This is a genomic window from Zoogloea oryzae, from assembly GCF_030161255.1.
GTDB classification, from domain to species: Bacteria; Pseudomonadota; Gammaproteobacteria; order Burkholderiales; family Rhodocyclaceae; genus Zoogloea; species Zoogloea oryzae.
The window spans coordinates 1-19,967 of the sequence record NZ_BSPX01000066.1; the positions used below are offsets into that span (position 1 = coordinate 1).

At 66.1% G+C, this 19,967-nt stretch carries 17 protein-coding genes; 6 read left to right on the forward strand and 11 right to left on the reverse strand.

What is annotated here, in order from left to right:
* Positions 1-474: 474 nt before the first annotated feature.
* The gene (locus tag QQK25_RS17635; protein ID WP_284189106.1) at positions 475-1,122 is read right to left on the reverse strand and encodes an HAD hydrolase-like protein; all 648 of its coding nucleotides are present in this window, start codon (positions 1,120-1,122) and stop codon (positions 475-477) included.
* A 658-nt stretch (positions 1,123-1,780) separates the two neighbouring features.
* Here QQK25_RS17635 and QQK25_RS17640 point away from each other — a divergent pair.
* The 4 genes from QQK25_RS17640 to QQK25_RS17655 all read left to right on the forward strand — a co-directional run bounded on the left by QQK25_RS17640 (position 1,781) and on the right by QQK25_RS17655 (position 7,771).
* Positions 1,781-2,293 (forward strand): hypothetical protein, encoded by a 513-nt coding sequence (locus QQK25_RS17640; RefSeq protein WP_284189107.1) that lies wholly within the window; start codon positions 1,781-1,783, stop codon positions 2,291-2,293.
* A gap of 150 nt (positions 2,294-2,443) precedes the next feature.
* Positions 2,444-3,832, forward strand: coding sequence for a GGDEF domain-containing protein (locus tag QQK25_RS17645; protein WP_284189108.1), 1,389 nt, complete (start codon positions 2,444-2,446; stop codon positions 3,830-3,832).
* An 83-nt stretch (positions 3,833-3,915) separates the two neighbouring features.
* Entirely contained in the window at positions 3,916-7,164 is a 3,249-nt protein-coding gene (locus tag QQK25_RS17650; protein ID WP_284189109.1) for a PAS domain-containing protein, read from the forward strand.
* Positions 7,142-7,771, forward strand: a complete 630-nt coding sequence (locus tag QQK25_RS17655) for a response regulator (RefSeq protein WP_284189110.1) — start codon at positions 7,142-7,144, stop codon at positions 7,769-7,771. Before QQK25_RS17650 ends, QQK25_RS17655 begins: the two co-directional genes overlap by 23 nt.
* A 17-nt stretch (positions 7,772-7,788) precedes the next feature.
* Here the strand turns inward: QQK25_RS17655 and QQK25_RS17660 are convergent, their stop codons facing one another.
* Both QQK25_RS17660 and QQK25_RS17665 read right to left on the reverse strand, forming a co-directional pair.
* Entirely contained in the window at positions 7,789-9,444 is a 1,656-nt protein-coding gene (locus tag QQK25_RS17660; protein WP_284189111.1) for an ABC-F family ATP-binding cassette domain-containing protein, read from the reverse strand.
* A gap of 112 nt (positions 9,445-9,556) precedes the next feature.
* Positions 9,557-9,859, reverse strand: coding sequence for a monooxygenase (locus QQK25_RS17665; RefSeq protein ID WP_284189112.1), 303 nt, complete (start codon positions 9,857-9,859; stop codon positions 9,557-9,559).
* A gap of 125 nt (positions 9,860-9,984) precedes the next feature.
* On the opposite strand from QQK25_RS17665, the gene QQK25_RS17670 reads away from it, so the two are divergent.
* Complete coding sequence (locus QQK25_RS17670; protein ID WP_284189113.1) at positions 9,985-10,260, forward strand: type II toxin-antitoxin system HicA family toxin; 276 nt, start codon at positions 9,985-9,987, stop codon at positions 10,258-10,260.
* Positions 10,261-10,284: 24 nt separating this feature from the next.
* Here the strand turns inward: QQK25_RS17670 and QQK25_RS17675 are convergent, their stop codons facing one another.
* The 8 genes from QQK25_RS17675 to trxB all read right to left on the reverse strand — a co-directional run bounded on the left by QQK25_RS17675 (position 10,285) and on the right by trxB (position 19,057).
* On the reverse strand, positions 10,285-11,160 hold the full coding sequence (locus QQK25_RS17675) for a PA4780 family RIO1-like protein kinase (RefSeq protein WP_284189114.1): 876 nt from the start codon (positions 11,158-11,160) through the stop codon (positions 10,285-10,287).
* Positions 11,157-11,351, reverse strand: coding sequence for a hypothetical protein (locus QQK25_RS17680; RefSeq protein ID WP_284189115.1), 195 nt, complete (start codon positions 11,349-11,351; stop codon positions 11,157-11,159). The genes QQK25_RS17675 and QQK25_RS17680 overlap by 4 nt, the downstream gene beginning before the upstream one ends.
* 175 nt (positions 11,352-11,526) lie before the next feature.
* Positions 11,527-11,928 (reverse strand): alternative ribosome rescue aminoacyl-tRNA hydrolase ArfB, encoded by a 402-nt coding sequence (gene arfB / locus QQK25_RS17685; RefSeq protein WP_284189116.1) that lies wholly within the window; start codon positions 11,926-11,928, stop codon positions 11,527-11,529.
* A gap of 49 nt (positions 11,929-11,977) precedes the next feature.
* On the reverse strand, positions 11,978-12,400 hold the full coding sequence (locus tag QQK25_RS17690; protein WP_284189117.1) for a transcription regulator: 423 nt from the start codon (positions 12,398-12,400) through the stop codon (positions 11,978-11,980).
* Complete coding sequence (locus tag QQK25_RS17695; RefSeq protein ID WP_284189118.1) at positions 12,397-14,604, reverse strand: NosR/NirI family protein; 2,208 nt, start codon at positions 14,602-14,604, stop codon at positions 12,397-12,399. Before QQK25_RS17695 ends, QQK25_RS17690 begins: the two co-directional genes overlap by 4 nt.
* A gap of 211 nt (positions 14,605-14,815) precedes the next feature.
* Positions 14,816-16,768, reverse strand: a complete 1,953-nt coding sequence (gene nosZ / locus QQK25_RS17700; RefSeq protein WP_284189119.1) for a TAT-dependent nitrous-oxide reductase — start codon at positions 16,766-16,768, stop codon at positions 14,816-14,818.
* Between the two features lie 251 nt (positions 16,769-17,019).
* Positions 17,020-18,024, reverse strand: a complete 1,005-nt coding sequence (locus QQK25_RS17705) for a Smr/MutS family protein (RefSeq protein WP_284189120.1) — start codon at positions 18,022-18,024, stop codon at positions 17,020-17,022.
* A 73-nt stretch (positions 18,025-18,097) separates the two neighbouring features.
* Positions 18,098-19,057: a thioredoxin-disulfide reductase gene (trxB, locus tag QQK25_RS17710; RefSeq protein ID WP_284189121.1), complete on the reverse strand. Its 960-nt coding sequence runs from the start codon at positions 19,055-19,057 to the stop codon at positions 18,098-18,100.
* A gap of 238 nt (positions 19,058-19,295) precedes the next feature.
* Between trxB and QQK25_RS17715 the strand changes: the two genes are divergently transcribed.
* Positions 19,296-19,967: a Crp/Fnr family transcriptional regulator gene (locus tag QQK25_RS17715; protein WP_153160900.1), complete on the forward strand. Its 672-nt coding sequence runs from the start codon at positions 19,296-19,298 to the stop codon at positions 19,965-19,967.

Below are 19,967 nucleotides of genomic sequence, written 5' to 3' on the forward strand. Positions count from 1 at the left end.
GCACTCGACGCTGGGCTACCTGCCGCCCACGGCCTATGAACGGAAAACCGCAGTACAGCACCCTATCGAGGTGTCCGGTATTACTTGACCACTACATTGTGCCGCGTGCGGGGGCCGCTTCAGTCGGGCTTCCCGAAGGGATGGGTGCTTTGCGGGCCGTCGCCCTTGGCCTGGCCTGCACCTGTAGGTCGGACTTTAGTCCGACAACGGTTGGCGGGCTCAAGCCGTGATGTCGGACTGAAGTCCGACCTACAGGGTGGGGTGACCCGGGAGGAGGATGCGAAGGCCGTTTTGTGCCGCGTGCGGGGGCCGCTTCACTCGGGCTTCCCGAAGGGATGGGTGCTTTGCGGGCCGTCGCCCTTGGTCTGGCCTGCACCTGTAGGTCGGACTTTAGTCCGACAGCGGTTGGCGGGCTCAAGCCGTGATGTCGGACTGAAGTCCGACCTACAGGGGTGGGGGTGATGTGGGGGGGCTTCAGCTGGCCATTGTTGAGGAGCAGGAAAGGCGTTCGGGCAGCGCTTCCAGCGTTTTGAGGAGCGGCGCGTCGCAGTGGGCCTGCAGGGCTTCGGGGTGGGTGTAGCCCCAGGCGACGCCGAGAAAGCCCATACCCACTGCCCGGGCGGCGTCGGCGTCGCGGATCTCGTCGCCGATGCAGGTGACGGATTGGGGGGCGAGGCGGGTGGTCCACAGCAGCTCGCGCAGCTTGAAGCGCTTGCCGAACAGGCTGGTGCGGCAGTGCAGGTGCTGGAACAGCGCCAGGGTGTCGGCGCCCAGCACGGCGCGGGCGGCATCGCGGGTGTTGGAGGTGAGGAGGGCCAGGGCGAAGCCGTCGTCGTGCAGGCGGCGCAGGGTGGTGTCGGCGCCGGGGAAGGGGCGGATGGCGTCGATGCGCGCAAACATCCGCCGGCGCATGTCCACCGCCAGGGTGGGCACCTTCCAGATCGGCACGCCCAGGTGATCCATCAGTTGCCGGCTCGACATGCGGCGGATGTGCTGCGTGTCCTCGCCCGCGAGGCTGCGAAAGCCGTGCTCCGCCGCCGCTTCGTCGAGACAGATGCGGAAGGTGTCGAAGGAGTCGGCGAGGGTGCCGTCGAGGTCGAAGACGACGAGCTTGCAGGTCATGGAGGCGGGGCTGGCTGCGGCGGAGCGGGGCGCAAGGATCGCTGTTTTTTGCGGGCAGCGCCAGTCCGGCCCGAAACGCGGGAGATGACGGCCCGGCGCACCTTCCGGATGGGCTCGCGCGTCGGATGTGTCAGAAAAATCCTACAGTCGAACTGTTCAATTCCGACACACATTTGGTGAGCTGCTGACAGACATGGTGTTCTGCTAATGAAATCATTCACTCCACAAATCCGTTACCCCGCATGACCGGAAGCCTCGAAGAAGGCCGGTGGCGGGAGATGACCTGGCTCGGGATTTCCCGGGTCAAGAAAGACGCGAGACGTGGAGGAGACAACTTTGACCAATCATGGCAATCCGTTGGTGTGCGTTCCGACCTGGGGGGCCGTCACATCCCTGTCGGCGGATCAACTGGCCTCCAGCGCAGGGGGGCGTGCATCTGGCCGCTACTACTTTCTGTTGCCTAAACGGCGCAGGAAAGCGCGCACCGCCAGCGAAAAGCTGGTGACCCTGTGTGCCTTCGGGCCTTTCGTCACCAGCGAGGCAGTGAACTTCATCCGTACCAGTGCCCTGTCACTGGGTTTGCTCTAGCCAGAATCATCCCTGCCGCAGGGCCGCGCGCGCAGGGCGGTCAATGTATTTTTTAGAAGAGAACAGCACCATGGACTTTACCCACACCCTGCAAGGATTTGCCGAAGTCGTCGCCATCAACGGGGATGCCTGCAAGTCGATCTATGGCGTCACCCTCAAGGCAACCGAGCGCATCTATTCGCTCAACACTGATTTTGCCCGGGCCCTCATCGAAGGCTACGCCGTCGGCGATACCCGCAGCGACTATCAGGAACAGCTTCGTACGCAGCTCCGTCAGTTTGAACGGGTCAGCGAGTATCTCCGCGATGTGAGTGAAGTCTTTGTTGCAACCCAGGCGGAAGTGTTCTCGCTGGGTTCGGCCAATGCCGAGGAAGTCACCCGCCGGCTCGCCGCCGAGGTGGAAAAGCAGTGCCTGTCGTCGACGTCCGGTGGTCAGACGGCTTTCTCTGACGCGCTGCATTCGGCGCTTAACGCCGCCAGCAGCACCTACGAGAAGCTGATCGGTACGTCCCGCGAGATCACCGAAGCCAGCCTCGGGGTCGTCGAGAAGGCCCGCCCGGGTACCGTGAAGAAAGCCGCGTAGCTTGGGTTGGTGGCCGTCGCGTCGCCGGCTGGGGGCGAGCGGCGACGCGACGGTTCGCCGCTCGTAGCACTGTTCCGGCCGGGGTCGCCCCGGCCGACCGACGGGTCTGCCGCTTGCCGGGCCTAGTCGAAAGCGTGACGGGAGGCAGTCATGGCGATGGACCTGCTCAAGTTCGCACACGAGGTCAAATGGCGGGACATGTCCTGGTCCGTTTGCACCGGCTGGCTGCGGAGCCTCTCGCTGACCCAGCATCTGCTGCTGCTGGCCCTGACGCCACTGCCTTTTCTGCTCGTGGCGTTTTTCATGGTGCATGAGGTGGAACCGAAGGCGTCCCATGAGCCCGCGAGGCTGGCCCGGGGCGTGGCCTCCGTGCATCTGCTTGCCACCGCGGTGGAGGCCGGCGTGTATTTCCGCCGTCCCCATCAACTTGAACAGTTTGTCGATGCCCTTGGTGGCGCCGACAACGTGACCGCCCTGGCGATCTACGACCACAGCGGCCGTCCGCTGGTGGAGCGGGGCCGGCCGGTGGTCGCCACGTGGGAGCGGGTTCGCGCGGTGCGCACCGCGAGTTTCATCGACGAACGGGGTGGGCGGATGGCTTTCGTCGCGCCTGTGATGTCCATGCCGACCGCCCGCGACGACGGCATCGGCGATGCCTTGTTCACCCTCGTCGAACCCAATGCGGCAGGCTGGGTGCTGCTGGAAATTGATGCGCCCGCGCCTGTGTCGGCGGGCGATCAGCTGTTCCTGCGCCATGCCCTGCTGACGCTGGCTGCGCTGGCGGGCAGCATCTACGTGGCGCTGCGCCTGGGCCACGCCTGGGGTGACCCGATGCTGCGGGTGGCCGATGCGGTGAAGCGCGTGCGCGCAGGGCAGTGGGACGTGCGGCTGCCGGCGGATGCGGTCGGCCGCGAGATGCAGCAGCTGAACGAGGGCATCAACGCGCTGATCGGCACGCTGGAGGGGACACGCCGCGCGGTGCAGGCCGGGGTCGATGAAGCCCGGGACCGCTTCGCCTATCAGGCCATGCATGACCATCTCACCGGGCTGCCCAACCGGCGGGCCTTCGACAAGGCGCTGGATGAGGCCGTGGCGGCGTCGCGACGGGCTTCCGACCGCTGCGTGCTGTGCTTCATCGATCTGGATTTCTTCAAGACCGTCAATGACATCGGTGGCCACGCGGCCGGTGATGCGCTGCTGCGCGAGGTGGCAAGGCTGATTCAGCAAGGCGTGCGGACAGAGGATCTGACCAGCCGCATCGGCGGAGACGAGTTTGCGCTGCTCCTGCGCAACTGCAGCACCGACGACGCCTGCCGGATCGTGGACAGCCTGTGCCGCGCGATCTCGGCGTTGCGCTTCCGGTGGGAAGGCCGCGAATTCAGGGTGAGCGCCAGCTTCGGGCTGGCCGAGATCGACGCGTCGGTGGACAGCAGCGCCGCCGCCCTGAAGATTGCCGACGATGCCTGCTACGCTGCCAAGCGCGAAGGACGCAATCAGGTGGTGCTGCGTCAGCCGGGGAGTCAGGGCAGGTTGGCGTAAATCGTGCGATCGACCATCTTTTGGCACGATTGGGCACTACCGGTGGCAGAACGGCGCGAGAATCCCGGCAAGGCAAGCGATGGATGAACCAGATGGCCGACGACGATAGATGGGCCGAGGGCGCGAAAGACGACGCGCTTCCCCTCGGAGACATGTGCCGCGAGCTCGACGCGCTGACGGCCCGCGAGGTACAGCTGGAGCTCGAGAACGCCGAGTTGCGGCAGGAACTCATCGGCCTGGAGGCTGCCCGGGCCAACTACTTCGATTTCTACGAGCTGGCGCCGGTGGGCTTTCTGACCATCGACGAGCGGGGCACGATTCTGCAGGCCAACATCCGCGCCGCGACCCTGCTGGGGGTCTCGCTGGGCAGGCTGATCGCCCAGCCGGTGGCGGGCTTTGTCTGCGAGAGCGACCGGGCGCCCTTTGTGCGCTATTGCCGGCGCATCTTTGATACCGCCACGCTGCAATCCTGCGAAGTGCGCATGCGCCAGGAGAACGGGCGCCGCGTGTGGATGCTGGTGGAAGCCAGCGCGGTGCGGGACGCCGGAGGCCAGCCGGTGCTCAATCTGGCCCTCAGCGACATCGGCGAACGCAAGGAAGCCGAGGCGCTGATGCGCGAGAAGTACGAGCTGCAGGCGCAGCTGACCAAGATCGCCGCGACGGTGCCCGGGGTGATCTGCTCGTTCCGGGTGCGGCCGGACGGCACGTCCTGCATGCCCTACGCCAGCGCGGCGCTGGAGCAGCTCTATGGCCTGCGGCCGGAAGACGTGGTGGATGACTCCGCGCCGATCTTCGCGCGGATACACCCGGGCGACGTGGGCTACGTGAGCGAGACGGTCGCGGCCTCGGCCAGCACCCTCACGGCCTGGCGGGCCGAGTATCGCGTCATCCATCCGACCAAGGGCGAGCGCTGGATCGAAGGCCATTCGGTGCCCCAGCGGGAGGCGGATGGCAGCATCCTGTGGCACGGCTTCCTCAGCGACGTGACCGAGCGCAAGCGCATGGAGGTCGCGCTGCGGGACAGCGAGCGCCTGTACCGTGCCATCGGCGAGTCCATCGACTACGGGGTGTGGGTGTGCGCGCCGGACGGCCGCAACATCTACGCCAGCGAGTCCTTCCTCAAGCTGGTGGGCATGACCCAGGCCCAGTGTTCGGATTTCGGGTGGTCCAGCCTGCTGCACCCGGACGATGCCGAGCGGACCCTCGCCCGCTGGATGGAGTGCGTCAAGCGGGGCTCGGTGTGGGATGTGGAGCACCGTTTTCGTGGCGCTGACGGGAACTGGCACCACATCCTGGCGCGGGGCGTGCCGGTGCGTAACGAGCGTGGCGAGATCACCCACTGGGCGGGCATCAACCTCGACATCAGCCGCCTCAAGCGGGTCGAGCAATCCCTGCGTGAGAGCGAGGAGGAGCTGCAGCGCGCCCAGGCCGTGGCCCGCACGGGCAGCTGGCGGCTGGATCTCGTGCGCAACGAACTGCGCTGGTCCGACGAGAACCACCGCATCTTCGGCGTGCCGAAGGGCGTGCCGCTGACCTACGAGAGCTTTCTGTCCGTCGTCCATCCGGACGACCGCGAGTTTGTGGACAGCGCCTGGAAGGCCGCGATGAACGGCGCGCCCTACGACATCGAGCACCGCCTTGTGGTGGATGGCGAGATCCGCTGGGTGAAGGAGCGGGTCGAGCTGGAGTTTGACGCCAGCGGCAAGCCGATCGCCGGCATGGGCTGCACCCAGGACATTTCCGACAGCAAGCGGGCCGAGGCCGCCCTGGCGGCGAGCGAATCCCGTTTCCGGCTGGCCATGGAGGCGGTCGCCGGGATGGTCTTCGACTGGGATCGGGAGAGCGATTCGTTCTACTGTTCGGCCGGCTTCACCAAGGTGTTTGGTGGCGTGGGCGAAGTGAAGTTCGACCGGCGCTGGTGGCACGCCCGGATCCACCCGGATGACCTGCGGCGGATCAGGCCGATGGTGCTGGACTGCCTGAAGCAGCGCAGTGACCGCCTGCACACCGAATACCGCCTGCTTTGCGACGGCGGGCGGTGGGTGCACATTTCCGACAACGTCCGGATCATCCGCGATGCCCGGGGGCGGGTGACCCGGCTGGTGGGTAGCCTGACCGACATCAGCGCCCGCAAGGAGGTTGAAGCGGCGCTGATGCGCATGAACGACACCCTCGAGGAGAAGGTGGCCGAACGCACCTTCGAGGCGGAGGAGCGGGCCCGGGCGCTGCTGGAGTCCGAGCGCTTCACCCGTGCCACCATCGACGCGCTCAATTCGCCCCTGTGCGTGCTGGACGCGAACGGCGTCATCATCGCGGTCAATCGTGCGTGGCGCGAGTTTGCAGTCGGCAATGGTGGTGATCCGTCGCTGATGAGCGAGGGCGCCAACTACCTGGCGATCTGCGATGCGGCCACCCTGGCGGAGTGTCCGGTGGCCGGCCTGGTGGCGGATGCCATCCGGAGCGCGGTGGCGGGGTGCCGCGAGGATGTGTCCATCGAGTACGAGTGCGCGTCGCCCACCGAGCGGCGCTGGTTCGTGCTCAACCTGAGCTGCTTCCAGGGTGATGGCCCCCTGCGCCTGGTGGCGGTCCACGAGGACATCACCGAGCGCAAGCTGGCCGCCGAGGAGCAGGCCGAGAGCGCCGCGCGTCTCAAGCGTCTGGCGGCGCACCTGGAAACCGTGCGCGAGGAGCAGAACACGACCATCGCCCGCGAGGTGCACGACGAGCTCGGCGGCACCCTGACCATGCTCAAGCTCGGGCTGGCCACCACGGTGGATGGCCTGGCGCTGCCGGCGCCCACCCAGGCGCGCTTCGACCGCCTGCTGGAGCAGGTGGACGCGGCGCTCAAGACGATCAAGCGCATCTCCGCCGGGCTGCGCCCCGCGATGCTCGACACGCTGGGGCTGATCGCGACGGTCAAGTGGTACGCGGCGGATTTCTCCCGCATGACGGGCATCGCCATCGACGTGCGGATGCCGGAACGTCTCACCCTTTCGCCGGTCCGTAATACGGCGGTGTTCCGCATCGTGCAGGAAGCGCTGACCAACGTGGCCCGACACGCCCAGGCAACCCGGGCATCCATCTTGATGGATATTCAGCATGGCATGCTGGACGTGGAGGTGCGGGATAATGGCATCGGGCTCGCGGACAGCGAGCGGGACAAATTGGATTCCTTTGGTCTGATCGGAATGCAGGAGCGTGCCCAGTATCTCGGCGGCTGGCTGTCGATCAGCAGCGAACCCGGGGTGGGCACCAGCCTGACCCTGCACATTCCGCTCGATGACTGGGCAGAAGGTTGGAGAGCCGTTGATGGCGAGCGTGTTGATCGTTGATGACCATGCCGTGGTACGGGGCGGGCTGAGACAGTTTCTGGCAGATACCGACGACCTGGAAATCACCGCCGAGGCGGCGTCGGGGCTTGATGCGATTGCGTTGGTGGAGAAGGGCGACTGGAGTCTGGTGCTGCTCGACATCGCCCTGCCGGACGTCAACGGGCTGGAGGTGCTCAAGCAGATCAAGCGCCTGCGTCCCGGTCTGCCGGTGCTGATCTTCAGCATGTTCTCGGAGGACGAGTTCGCAATCCCGTCCCTCGAGGCGGGGGCATCGGGTTTTCTTAACAAAGACAGCCCACCCAACCAGATCCTCACCGCGATCCGAACGGTGGTGGGCGGCGCCCGCTACCTGAGCCCGACGCTGGCCGAGAAGCTGCTGGCGGGGGTGGCGCCCGTTGGGCGCAAGCTCGCCCATGAGACGCTTTCGCGCCGCGAGACCGAGGTGCTGTTGATGCTGAGCAAGGGCACCTCGCTCACGCGCATCGGCGAGATCCTGCACGTGAGCGTGAAGACGGTGAGCACCTACCGGGCGCGGATCATCGAGAAGCTCGGCGTCCAGTCGAACGCCGAACTCACCCGCTACGTGATCGAGCACCGCCTAGGCTGAGCGCCGGGGCGCGGGGCTCAGGCGGCTTCGCGGGCGCGCTTGGCCTCGTTGAGCAGGAAGCGCTGGTAGTCGTCCAGGTCGCCGTCGAAGGGCTCGATGCCGCCGCGGGTGACCAGCCAGAACTCGTCGCACACCGCGCGCAGCAGGGCGCGGTCGTGGCTCACCAGCATCACCGTGCCCTCGAACTCGTTGAGCGCCACGCTGAGGGCTTCGCGGGTGGATAGATCCAGGTGGTTGGTGGGTTCGTCGAGCAGCAGCAGGTTGGGGCGCTGCCACACGATCATGCACAGCACCAGCCGCGCCTTCTCGCCGCCGCTCATGGTGCCCACCGGCTGCTTGACCATGTCGCCGCTGAAATTGAAGGTGCCCAGGAAGCTGCGCAGATCCTGCTCGCGCCCGGCCACCCAGCCGCTGCGGCCGGCGGCGATGGTGTCCTTGGCGAGGCGGATCATGTGCTCCATCGGGGTGTCGGCGGGGCGCAGTACGTCGAGTTCCTGCTGGGCGAAGTAGCCGATGTTGAGGCCCTTGCCTTCGGTGAGCTCGCCGCTGATGGGCGCCAGCGCCCGGGCGACGGTCTTCACCAGCGTCGATTTGCCCTGGCCGTTGGCGCCGAGGATGCCGAGCCGCTGGCCCGCATGCACCGAGCGGTTGATGTGGCGCACGATGGTCGTCGGCGGCGTGCCGGCGGGGGCGTCGTCGGGCGGCGGGTAGCCGACGCTCACGTCCGCCATCGCCAGCATGGGGTTGGGCAGGTTGGCGGGTTCCTGGAATTCGAAGGTGAATTCGGCGTCGGCCAGCACCGGGGCGATCTTCTCCATCCGCTCCAGCGCCTTGACCCGGCTCTGGGCCTGCTTGGCCTTGCTGGCCTTGGCCTTGAAGCGGTCGATGAACTTCTTGAGGTGGGCGATCTTGTCGGCCTGCTTGGCCACCGCGGCCTGCTGGAGCAGCATCTGCTCGGCGCGCATGTCTTCAAAAGTGCTGTAGTTGCCGCCGTAGCGCACCAGCCGGGCGTTGTCGATGTGCAGCGTGACCGAGGTGATGGCGTCGAGGAATTCCCGGTCATGGCTGATGACGATGAGCGTGCCGGCGTAGCGCTTGAGCCAGGCTTCGAGCCACACCAGCGCGTCCAGATCCAGGTGGTTGGTGGGTTCGTCGAGGAGCAGCAGATCCGACGGGCACATCAGCGCCCGGGCCAGCTGCAGGCGCATCCGCCAGCCGCCCGAGAAGCTGTTCACCGGCTGGGAGAGCTCCGACACCTTGAAGCCGAGGCCGAGGATCAGGGCCTGGGCGCGGGCTTCCGCGTCGTGGGCGCCGGCGTCGTGGAGCTCCATATAGGCGTGGGCCATGCGCATGCCGTCGTCGCTGGCTTCGGCCTCGGCCACTTCGCGCTGGGCGGCGAGCAGCACGGTGTCGCCCTCGATCACGAAGTCGGTGGCGCTCTGCTCGGTTTCGGGCATGTCCTGGGCCACCTGAGCCATGTGCCACTGGCTGGGGATCGAGTAGTCGCCCGCGTCTTCGTGCAGGCTGCCGTTGAGCAGGCCGAACAGGGACGATTTGCCGGCGCCGTTGCGCCCGACCAGGCCGACCTTCTCGCCGGGGTTGAGGGTGACGGAGGCGCTGTCGAGCAGCACCTTGGCGCCGCGGCGCAAGGTGACGTTTTTGAGGGTGATCATGGGGAAATGCCGCGTGGGGGTCGCGCATGATAGCGACCGCAGCTTGATCGGCCCATGACTATTTTGCCGGCCCGGTGCTGTGGGCTGGTGACATGGGCCGGGGTGGGCGGGTTTAAAGCGGCGCGCGGTCGATGGCGGAGAGCTCGCCGTTCACGTCGAAGATCTTGCCATTCACCACCGGGATGCCGAAGCCCTTGAGGCGCGCGGTGTGCATCGCCAGGTAGGCCTCGGCGCTGGGGCGGTCGGCAAACAGGTAGATGCCGCCGGCCTCATTGGTGGCGGCGTTTTCGGTCCAGATCTTCCAGATCAGGCCGGGCTCCTGGGCGATGGAGGCGGCGAGGCCTTGCAGGGCGTCGGTCATCGCCGGGCCCCAGGGGCCGGAAAAGGGGAAATCGACTTGCAGCAGCACGGGCATGGTGACGTCTTTCTTTGTCGTGGATCAAAGGTGGTGCGAAGGCCGGGCGATCAAGCCCGCGGGCGGTATGCGGGCCGGGCCCACGGTGCAAGAATATCGCCAACGATCAACGGGAGGAGCAAACCATGAGCAACAAGCACCGTCACGTCCTTGAAGCGATCTTCCGCGAGCCGGTCAGCAGCAACATCCAGTGGCGCGAGGTTGAATCCCTGCTCAATCACCTCGGCGCGGATGTGGACCCCAGCCACGGGGCGCGCTTCCGCATCATGCTCAACAAGCATGAGTTCTTCATCCACCATCCCCACCACGGCAACGAATTCACCAAGCAGGAGGTCAAGCACCTGCGCGAATGTCTCGCCGCGGCGGGGGTGAGCCTGTCGGCCTACGACGAGGCGCACTGAGCGCTCAAATTCAGGCGGCGGGCCTCATGTGTCTGCTGTCCAGTCGTCGACCGCTTCGGCGGCCTGTTGGCGGGCCAGGCGCTCGGCGTGTTCTGCGTCGGCGGCTTCGATCACCTGGATGACTTCATCCAGATTCACGTCGTCGGTAGCGTCCTCGAAGCGGCCGGTGAGCACGCTGTCCGGATGGAGCGCGCCGGCTTCGTAGAGCGCCCAGATTTCGTCGCCGTAGCGCGTGGTGAGCAGTTGCGGGGCGAACTGGCCGAAGTAGTCGGCGAGGTTGTCCACGTCGCGGCCCAGCATCCGCTTTGCGTTGCTGTTGGCGGCGGCATCCACGGCCTGGGGCAGGTCGATGATCACCGGGCCACCCCCATCCACCAGCACGTTGTATTCGGAGAGGTCGCCGTGAACGATGCCGGCGCACAGCATCCGCACGACCTGACGGATCAGCGTCGCGTGGTAGGCCAGCGCGTCTTCCTCGCTCAGGGATAGATCGTTGAGGCGCGGCGCGGGTTCGCCGTCGGCGTCGGCCACCAGCTCCATCAACAGCACGCCTTCGTGGAAGTTGTAGGGCGTGGGCACCCGAACGCCTGCTGCGGCGAGTCGGCGCAGGGCGTCCACCTCGGCGCTCTGCCACGCGGCCTCCTGCTCCTGGCGGCCGTAGCGGGAGCGCTTCGCCATGGCGCGGGCCTGTCGGCTGTTCTTGATCTTGCGCCCCTCGGTGTAATCCACCGCGGTGTGGAATCCGCGCTTGTTGGCTTCTTTGTAAACCTTGGCGCAGCGGATGTCGTTGCCGCAGCGGACGACGTATACCGTGGCTTCCTTGCCGCTCATGAGCTGGCGCAGCACGCTGTCCACCAGCCCGTCGATGACCAGCGGTTCGAGTCTCGCGGGTGTCTTCATGCGCAGGTGCCCGTCAGGGGCTGCTTGGCGTAGGCCGTCAGCAGATGTTGTTGCATGTCGCAGCCCGGCGATTTTTGGCCGCAGAAGGGCGCCTCGATGTGGGCGCCGAGGGCTTCAGGCGTGGCCTGCATGTTGGCGATCGAGTGTTCGAGGGCGGCGTCGTGGCGGAAGATGTGGCTTTCCGATTGCATTGGGTGGTCCTGCCCGGTCGGGCGTGAAGGGGGAAAAGCCGGTCGGCATGATCGACTGGCGGGGCGCCGGGTGGGCGCGCGGGAGGATGGGTGCGAGGTGCCGGGGCCAGGATGAACAGCACCGGGCTGGGGGCTCGAGGCCGCGATTATCGTCTATCGCGGTCGTCCTGGCGCTTCATTCGACACGCCCGCGATTGGCCTTCACGGCGCTGCGCCGGGCCTTGCCTTCGAGACGGCGGGTGACCGAGCCGCGGGTCGGCTTGGTCGGGCGCCGGGGCTTGGCCACCACCGACACGCTGTCGATCAGCTCCTGCAGCCGCCGCAGGGCTTCGGCGCGGTTCTTCTCGAGGCTGCGGAATGCCTGGGCCTTGATGACGACGATGCCGTCCTTGCTGATGCGCTGGTCGCCCAGCCGGAGCAGGCGCTCCCGCAGGTGTTCGGGCAGCGACGAGGCGGCGATGTCGAAGCGCAGATGCACCGCGCTCGACACCTTGTTCACGTTCTGCCCACCGGCGCCCTGGGCGCGGATGGCGGTGAATTCGACTTCGTCTTCGGCGATGGGATGAGCGGGGCGCATGGGCGGCACTTTACCTCAAGGCCGCCGCATGCCTTTGCCCAAAGCCTGCTTACACCTGCACGATGCCCAGCGTGCGTAGCCCGATGAACAGCGCGGCGCCGATCAGCAGGTTCTTGAAGCTCACGTAGCAGATCATGTCCATCACCGTGGCGCGGCGGTACAGGTGGCCCCACCACGGGCCTTCCTTCACGTAGGGCTTGGCGTCGATGCGGACGATCACCTCGAAGACGCTCCAGCCGAACCACCAGCCGATGATCGCGCCGGCCTCCAGGCGGCCCATGGCGGCAAGCACCCAGGCGACGGTGGCCGCAATCGCCAGCGCGAAGCCGGCGCCCTGGATGGCCTTGCGGGCCGGCTGGCCGCGCCCGGCCCAGGGCCACAGGTGATCCCACAGCTCGGCAGCGAGCCAGGCGATGCCGTGGGCTTCGCCGTAGGCGGGCTGGCGCAGTTCGTTACGGTCGGCGATGGTCATGCTGCGGCTCCTTCCTTCTTCTTGTCGACCGGGACGGGGTGGATGGGGATGAAATAGCCCTTGCCGTCGATGGGGGTGAGGGGCTGGCCGGCCTTGGTGCGGCGCTTGCGTTCCTGGGCCAGCGGCGGGCAGGCGTGGTCGTCGTAGTAGAAGACCATGCAGTCGAGGCACAGCATGCATTCGCGTTGGTCGATGTTGCCCTTGGCGTCGATGGCGAGCGACCCGCAGCCCTTGGCGCAGGCCTTGCAGCTGGTGCATTCGTCCTTACGCTTGAGGCCGAACCAGCGGAAAGTGGTGGGCATGGCGAGCGCCGCGCCCAGCGGGCACAGGTACTTGCAGAACGGCCGCTCCACGAAGATCGCCAGGCCCAGCAGGCTGGCTGCAAACAGGCTGTAGGGCCAGCTGCGGTTGGTGATGCCGACCAGGAAGGTGGTCTTGAAGGGCTCGATCTCGGCGAGCTTCTCGGCCAGCCCCATGCTGAAGAACGACACCGCCAGGAGGCCGAAGAACACCACGTACTTCACCCACTTGAGCTTGTCGTGGAGCGCCTGGGGCAGATGCCGCTGGAAGCGCTTGAGGCCAACCGCCTGGCCCACCTTGTAGAGCAGCTCCGACAGCGACCCGAACGGGCACAGCCAGCCGCAGAAGAAGCCGCGGCCCCACACGAAGGTGGTGACGATGATGAAGATCCAGAACACGAAGATCAGCGGGTCGGACAGGAAGAGCTCCCACTTCCACTGGAACAGCAGCGAGTGGAACCAGGTGAGCACCTGGGTGATGGACGGCTGTGCCATGGCGTAGAAGCCGACGAAGCCGATGGAGAGCACCCAGCCGGTGTACTTGAAGGCATTCACCGGCCATTTGTTCTTGTGGGTGGAGCGGCGTACCAGCTTGTCGCGGCTGGCGTAGGCGGCGGAGAGGGCGAGCAGCACCACGACGAAGGCGCCGATCTCGACGGCCCGCTCCTTCCACACCTTGAGCCAGGTGGGGTCGGGCTTGACCACCACCGGACGGCCGCCTTCCAGATATTTGTCGGCGAGCCAGTATTCCTTGTCGAAGTTGGCGAAGGTCTTGGCGGCGGTTTCCTTGTCGATCTTGTTGCCCAGGAACACCAGCTTCCACGGGAAGGCGCCCGAGAAGCTCTTGCCGCGGATGATGAAGATCGCCGATTCGGAGAAGGAGGGCGCGCCGGCGGCCGAGATGCCCCACAGGTTGAGGTAGTCCAGATCGCGGAAGGTGAAGCTGTCGCCGCCCTGGCGCACCTGCACCCGGTCGTAGATGCCGCCGCGCACGAAGCCGGAACCCTTGAAGGAGTCCATGCTGTTGTCGGCGACGATGAAGATAGCGTGCTCGCCCTCCTTGAGGCGGGCCATCAGGCTGGCGTAGCCGTCTTTGCCCAGGATGGCCTGGCCGACGGTGGGCTGGTTGAGGTAGCCGAACCACAGGTCCATGTAGGGCCGGCCGTCGCTCTTCAGGCCGACCTCCTCGGGCTTCACGGTGAGGCGCTGGACGCTGCCGTCCTCCACCAGCTGCGCCCAGCTGGGCGCCGGGCCGGCGGGCGGGAACTTGGCCTGGGGCCGGATCACCGGCTTGAGGATGCCCACCTGCTTGGCCACCTCGCCGCCGGAGACCATCATCACCTGGTTCTGGGCGATGACGGTGACGGTGGCGCCGGTGATGGCATCGAGGCCGATGAGGTTCTCCTCGGGGCGCGACTTGCCGATCTCGATGTTGTCGCCGACGAACTTGCCCAGGTACTGGTTGTTGAACTTGATGAGCGCCGATTCGGGGATGCCCAGCAGCAGGATGGGCTCGGAGTGCTTGAGGATTTTCACCCCGGTGAACTTGCCGGCGGTGTCCATGCCGATCAGGGTGACCACCGGCTTGCCCGAGTAGGCGGGGATGTCGGTGATGTCGGTGGACAGCATCACGTAGCCGATGAGCTTCTTCTGGCCGGCTTCGTCGGCGTAGGCCTCGACGAAGGGCGGCTGGCCCTTGCGCTCGGAGAAGTGGGTGGCGCCGGGCATCACGTCCTTGCAGGGCGCGTAGTCGCACATCTTCGGCGAGGAGGCCAGCTCGGGCGGGAGTTTGACTTCGTAGGTGTCGGCAAGGGCGCTGCCGGCCAGGGCCAGGGCGGCGAGGCCGGTGCCGAGACGGGCGGCAAAACGTGGGGCGAAGGTGCGCAGGGCGCGCAGGGAAATCATCGGGTGACTCCACAAATCAGTATGTGGCCGGATTCTGATGAACGGGCCCGGGGGGCGCCTTAAGCTGAGTCAATTTGACGCAGTGGCGCGGGTTTGCGTCATGGCCAGGCGGGGTTCGGAGGCAGCTGCCTGCGAGCTGGAACGAAAAAAGGGGAGACGCGTGCGTCTCCCCAAATTACTTCTCGATAAGGAATCGTTACGGTGGCGTCGCTTACTTCTCGACGATCATCCGGGTGCGCATCTCAAGGTGCAGGGCGTGGCAGAAGTGGGTGCAGTAGCACCAGTAGACCCCGGGCTTGTCGGCCTTGAAGGTGACCGACTTGGTCTCCTGGGGATTCACGATGAAGTTGATGTCGTACTTCGGAATCGCGAAGCCGTGGGTCAGATCTTCCACCTTGTCGAGGTTGGTGAGGATGAGGGTGACTTCGTCGCCCTTCTTCACCTTGAACTCGCGCATGCTGTAGGCCGGCGCCTGGGACACGAGCTTGACGGTGACCTTGTTGCCGTTGCGGAACACGCCGCCATCCTTGGCGTCCTTGATGGCGTTGGGAAACTCGTCGACGTTGTACACCTGGCGCGTCTTGATCTTGTCGCGCTTGACGATCACGAAGTCGTGGGGCTCCGGATAGACCGGGTGGTCGGCCAGCATCTTCATCTTCTCGCCGCGGATGTCGATGATCTGCTCGTTCTCGGGGTGCAGCGGGCCTACCGGCAGGAAGCGGTCCTTCGAGAACTTGCAGCCGACGCACAGGAACTGGCCGTCCGCTTCCTTCGTCTCGGACATGGAGGCGTTGATGTGGCCCGGCTGGTAATGCACGTCGATGCGGTCGACCACGTACTTGGCGTTCTTGTCGCCGGCGTGGAACTTGATCGCGGTGTCCACGTTCCATTTGACGATCTGGCTGTCGAGGAACAGCGTGGTGAAGGCATTGCCGCGGCCGTCGAAGGCGGTGTGCAGGGGGCCGAGGCCGAGTTCGACTTCGGCGACGATGCTCTTGTTGATGTCGTCGAGCTTGCCGTCGAAGAAGTCGTGGATCTTGGTGAGTTCGATGACGGTGGCGGTGGGCGACAGCTTGCCGGAGCAGATGAAGTACTTGCCGTCCGGGCTGGCATTGACGCCGTGGGGGTTCTTCGGAACCGGCACGTAGCAGGTGAGGGCGGTCTTCGGATCCTTGTTGGCGTCCTTGGTGCCATCGACCACCGGCACCTTGCTGTCGCCGATGGTGACGAACTTGCCGTCCTTGATGGCCTGCTCGATGCGGGCCACCTGGAAGAACACGCAGGCGTCCTTCTCGGCGGACATCATGTCCTCGTACTTGGCGCCGCCCTCGACGTTGTACTGGTTGGCGGCGGCGAGCTTGCCGTCGTAGGAGGTGGCCACCAGATCCATGTTGCCGTCGACACGGCACTGCCAGCGCACTTCCATGGTCTCGGCGTCGACGCAGGTGAAGAGCGTCTTGTACTTCTTCTCGTCGTCCATGTCGCGCCCGTCGTTGGGCTGCGGCAGGTGGAACTCGTTGCCGCAGAAGACGCGCGTGGTGTGATTGATCTTCTCGTCCACCGGGTCGCGGCGGTCGGGGAAGATGCCGTGGAAGCCCTGGATGTTGGGCAGCTCGGTGATCTTGTCGCACTCGAAGGTGTCGCCCTTGATCCGCGCCAGGCGGCCGTGGATCTTGTCGTTCACCCAGAAGTACTTGCCGTCGTAGGTGCCGTCGGTGTACGAGCCGTGGACGTGGTGGGTGTCGCCGGTCTTGTACTTGAGGCTGCCGTCGGCCTTGGTGCCGATGATGGCCTTCGACTCGTTGGTGATGCCCCAGCCGCTCATGCAGTCGATGTTGAAGGTGGGGACGCGCTTGATCTCGCGGCCGGAGGGCAGGCCGAGGATGCGCACTTCGCCCGAGTGACCGCCGGACCAGATGCCGTAGTAGGTGTCTAGCTGACCCGGCGCGGGGTGGATGTTCAGGCCGTCGGCGGCGTGGGCGGCGGCCGGCGCCGGGGCGGCCGGAGCGTTACCCGCAGCGGGGGCGGAGGCTTCCTGTTTGCAGGCGGAAAGCCCGACGGACAGTCCGGCACCGGCCAGACCGGCAAGGGCTGCGGAGTTCAGGAACTTGCGGCGTCCCGGAACAAGGGTTTGATCGTCGTGCTTGATGTCTTCGGTGCTCATTTCTTGGTCTCCGTTTGTCCCTAACCGAAATCGAAGGGCCGCCCGGTCAGGCGGCTGCGCGGTGACTGCCCTGAGGCGTGGTGTCACTGCGACAATCTGTCGCAGCGCACTCTAGGGATGTGGAGGCGGAAAAAAATTGACGGCGGGCAAGAATCGCCGACGAGGCACCAAAAACGTGCGCCGTCCTGCCGAAAACCCTGGCGTTGGCGCTAAATATCAGAAAACGCTAATGGTTTTTGGCTGCTGGCAGCTCAGCTTCGGGGGCTGCCGCCGGCCTGGAGCAGCACGAGCAGGGCGCCGCCGCCACCGTCGTGGGGGCGGGCCTGGCAGAAGGCGAGGATGTCTTCCCGCTGGGCCAGCCAGCCCCGGGAGAGGTGCTTGAGCACCGGGAGGCGGCCGGGCGAGCCGTGGCCCTTGCCGTGGATCACCCGCAGGCAGCGGCGCCCCTGCTGGAGGGCGAGGGCGATGAACTGGGCGAGGCTGGCCCGGGCTTCGTCGCGGGTCAGGCCGTGGAGATCCAGTTCGCCCTGCACCACCCAGCGCCCGCGGCGTAGATCGGTGAGCACCCGGCGCGGCAGCCCGACGCGCAGGTAGGCGGCCTCATCACCCATGTCGAGCCGGTCTTCAAAGGTGAGGGGCGACTCCAGCGCCTCGCGCAGCACCTCGCGCTCGTCTTCCTCGCGCTTGCGGGGGAGCGGGGCGGGCGTGGGGCGGTCGAGATCGGCGAGGTTGCGGTCTTTCAGGGGGGCGACTTCGCCGGCGGCGTGGCGGAAGAGTTCGACCGGATCGTGGAGGGCGCTGGCGTCCACCCTCGGCAGATCCGGCTCCCAGTGCTCGATGGCGCGCACGTTCGGGTTGGCGTGCTGGCGCTGGTGGCTGAGGTCGACCCGGTTGAAATCGCGGATCGGGGCGATCTCGCCCAGCGCGGCGCGGAACACCGCGGAAGGGTCGTTCTCGTCGATGCGCGGGGCGCGGCGCGGGGCCTCCGGCTCGGGCTCGACAACTTTTGGGCGCGGCTTGGGGGCCGGCTTGGGGCGGGCGAGGTCGGCGTGGTTGTCGGCGCGCAGGGGCTGGATGCGGCCCACCTGGGCGCGGAACAGCGCGGCGTCGTCGGGTTCGTCCGGCGGCGGCGCGGCCTTGCCCGGGGCCGGCTTGGGCGCCGGGCGGGCGATGACGGTCTTCAGGACGCTGTTCGGCACGCGGTCGCGAAGGGCCTTCAGGGCGTCGAGGCCGGAGTTGCGCTTGTCCTTGCCCATGCTTGCGAAAGGGGAGTGTCCAAATGGAAACGGACCGGGGGTTGCCCGGTCCGTTCGGTGGGGCTGGCGCGGCTTAGCCGGCGAGGCCCAGGCTGTCGAGGTAACGCTCGGCGTCGAGGGCGGCCATGCAGCCGGTGCCGGCGCTGGTCACGGCCTGACGGTAGATGTGGTCCTGCACGTCGCCAGCGGCGAACACGCCCGGCACGCTGGTGGCGGTGGCGTTGCCGTGGCGGCCGCCCTTGGTGACGATGTAGCCGCCTTCCATCTCCAGCTGGCCTTCGAAGATGTCGGTGTTGGGTTTGTGGCCGATGGCGATGAACACGCCCTTCAGGGCGATGTCCTTGGTCTCGCCGGTCTTGGTGCGCTTGATGCGCATGCCGGTCACGCCGGTGGCGTCGCCCAGCACTTCGTCCAGGGTGGAATCGAGCTCGAGCACGATCTTGCCAGCGGCGACCTTCTCGTGGATCTTGTCCACCAGGATGCGCTCGGCCTTGAATTTGTCGCGGCGGTGCACAAGGGTGACCTTGCTGGCGATGTTGGCGAGGTAGAGCGCCTCTTCGACCGCGGTGTTGCCGCCGCCGATCACGGCGACTTCCTGGTTGCGGTAGAAGAAACCGTCGCAGGTGGCGCAGGCCGACACGCCCTTGCCGGAGAAGGCTTCTTCGGAGGGCAGGCCGAGATACTGGGCGCTGGCGCCGGTGGCGACGATGAGTGCGTCGCAGGTGTATTCACCCGCATCGCCGACGAGACGGATGGGTTTCTCCGACAGGTGGGTGGTGTGGATGTGATCGAAGATCATCTCGGTGTTGAAGCGGGCGGCGTGCTTCTCGAAGCGCGCCATCAGCTCGGGGCCCTGCACGCCTTCCGGGTCTGCCGGCCAGTTGTCCACTTCGGTGGTGGTCATCAACTGGCCGCCCTGGGCGATGCCGGTGATGAGCACGGGGTTCAGGTTGGCGCGGGCGGCATAGACCGCGGCGCTGTAGCCGGCGGGGCCGGAACCGAGAATGAGCAGCTTGATGTGACGGGTGGCCATCGTGGTGGGTCTCTCTGATCTGTCTGATGGGCGGTGGAACAGCAAAGAGCGATTATAAGCGGCAGAGTTCCCGGTGACCGTTTCTAAATGAAGACGCCCGTCGGCCGCCAATGACCGGGCATGCCCGTGCGTCATTCGGAGACCCTCAAGTTTGCTTTATACTTGGCCGTTGATAGCAACATGACAACTTGGTCACATTGCCAAGAATCAATTTAGCCCTTTGCTCAGGAGAGGCCCTATGACCGTTACCAGCTCCGTGTCCACAATTGCCCTGCGTACCTTCCCCATCTTTCAGGGGCTGGGCGATGACCGGCTGGCTGCCGTCGCGCGCTGCGCGATGATGCGACGGGTTCCGCGGGGGTCCGCGGTGGTACATGAAGGTGATCGCACCGATTTCGTCTATTTTGTTCTTACCGGCAACCTGAAGGTCATGGTCAGCGACGAGGATGGTCGCGAAGTGATCCTGACGATTCTCGGCCAGGGCGAGATGTTCGGCGAGATGGGCGTGCTCGATGACAGCCCGCGTTCGGCCTCGGTCGTGGCGGTGTCGCCGTCCGATCTGGTGACCATCGCCAAGACCGATTTCAAGCGTCTCATGCAGGAGAACTTCGAGCTTGCGTGGCACGTCATGTGCAACCTCACCCGCCGCCTGCGCGACGCCGACCGCAAGATCGAAAGCCTGGCGCTGATGGATGTGTACGGCCGCGTGGCGCGCCTGCTCCTCGAGATGTCCGAGGAGGTGGACGGCCTTAAGGTGGTCCGCAAGAAGGTTTCCAAGCAGGACATCGCCAAGATGATCGGCGCGTCCCGCGAGATGGTCAGCCGCGTCATGAAGGATCTCGGCCTGCGCGGCCTGATAGAGGAAACCGACAGCGGCGTGATCCTGCGCGAAAAAATTTACGATTTGTGA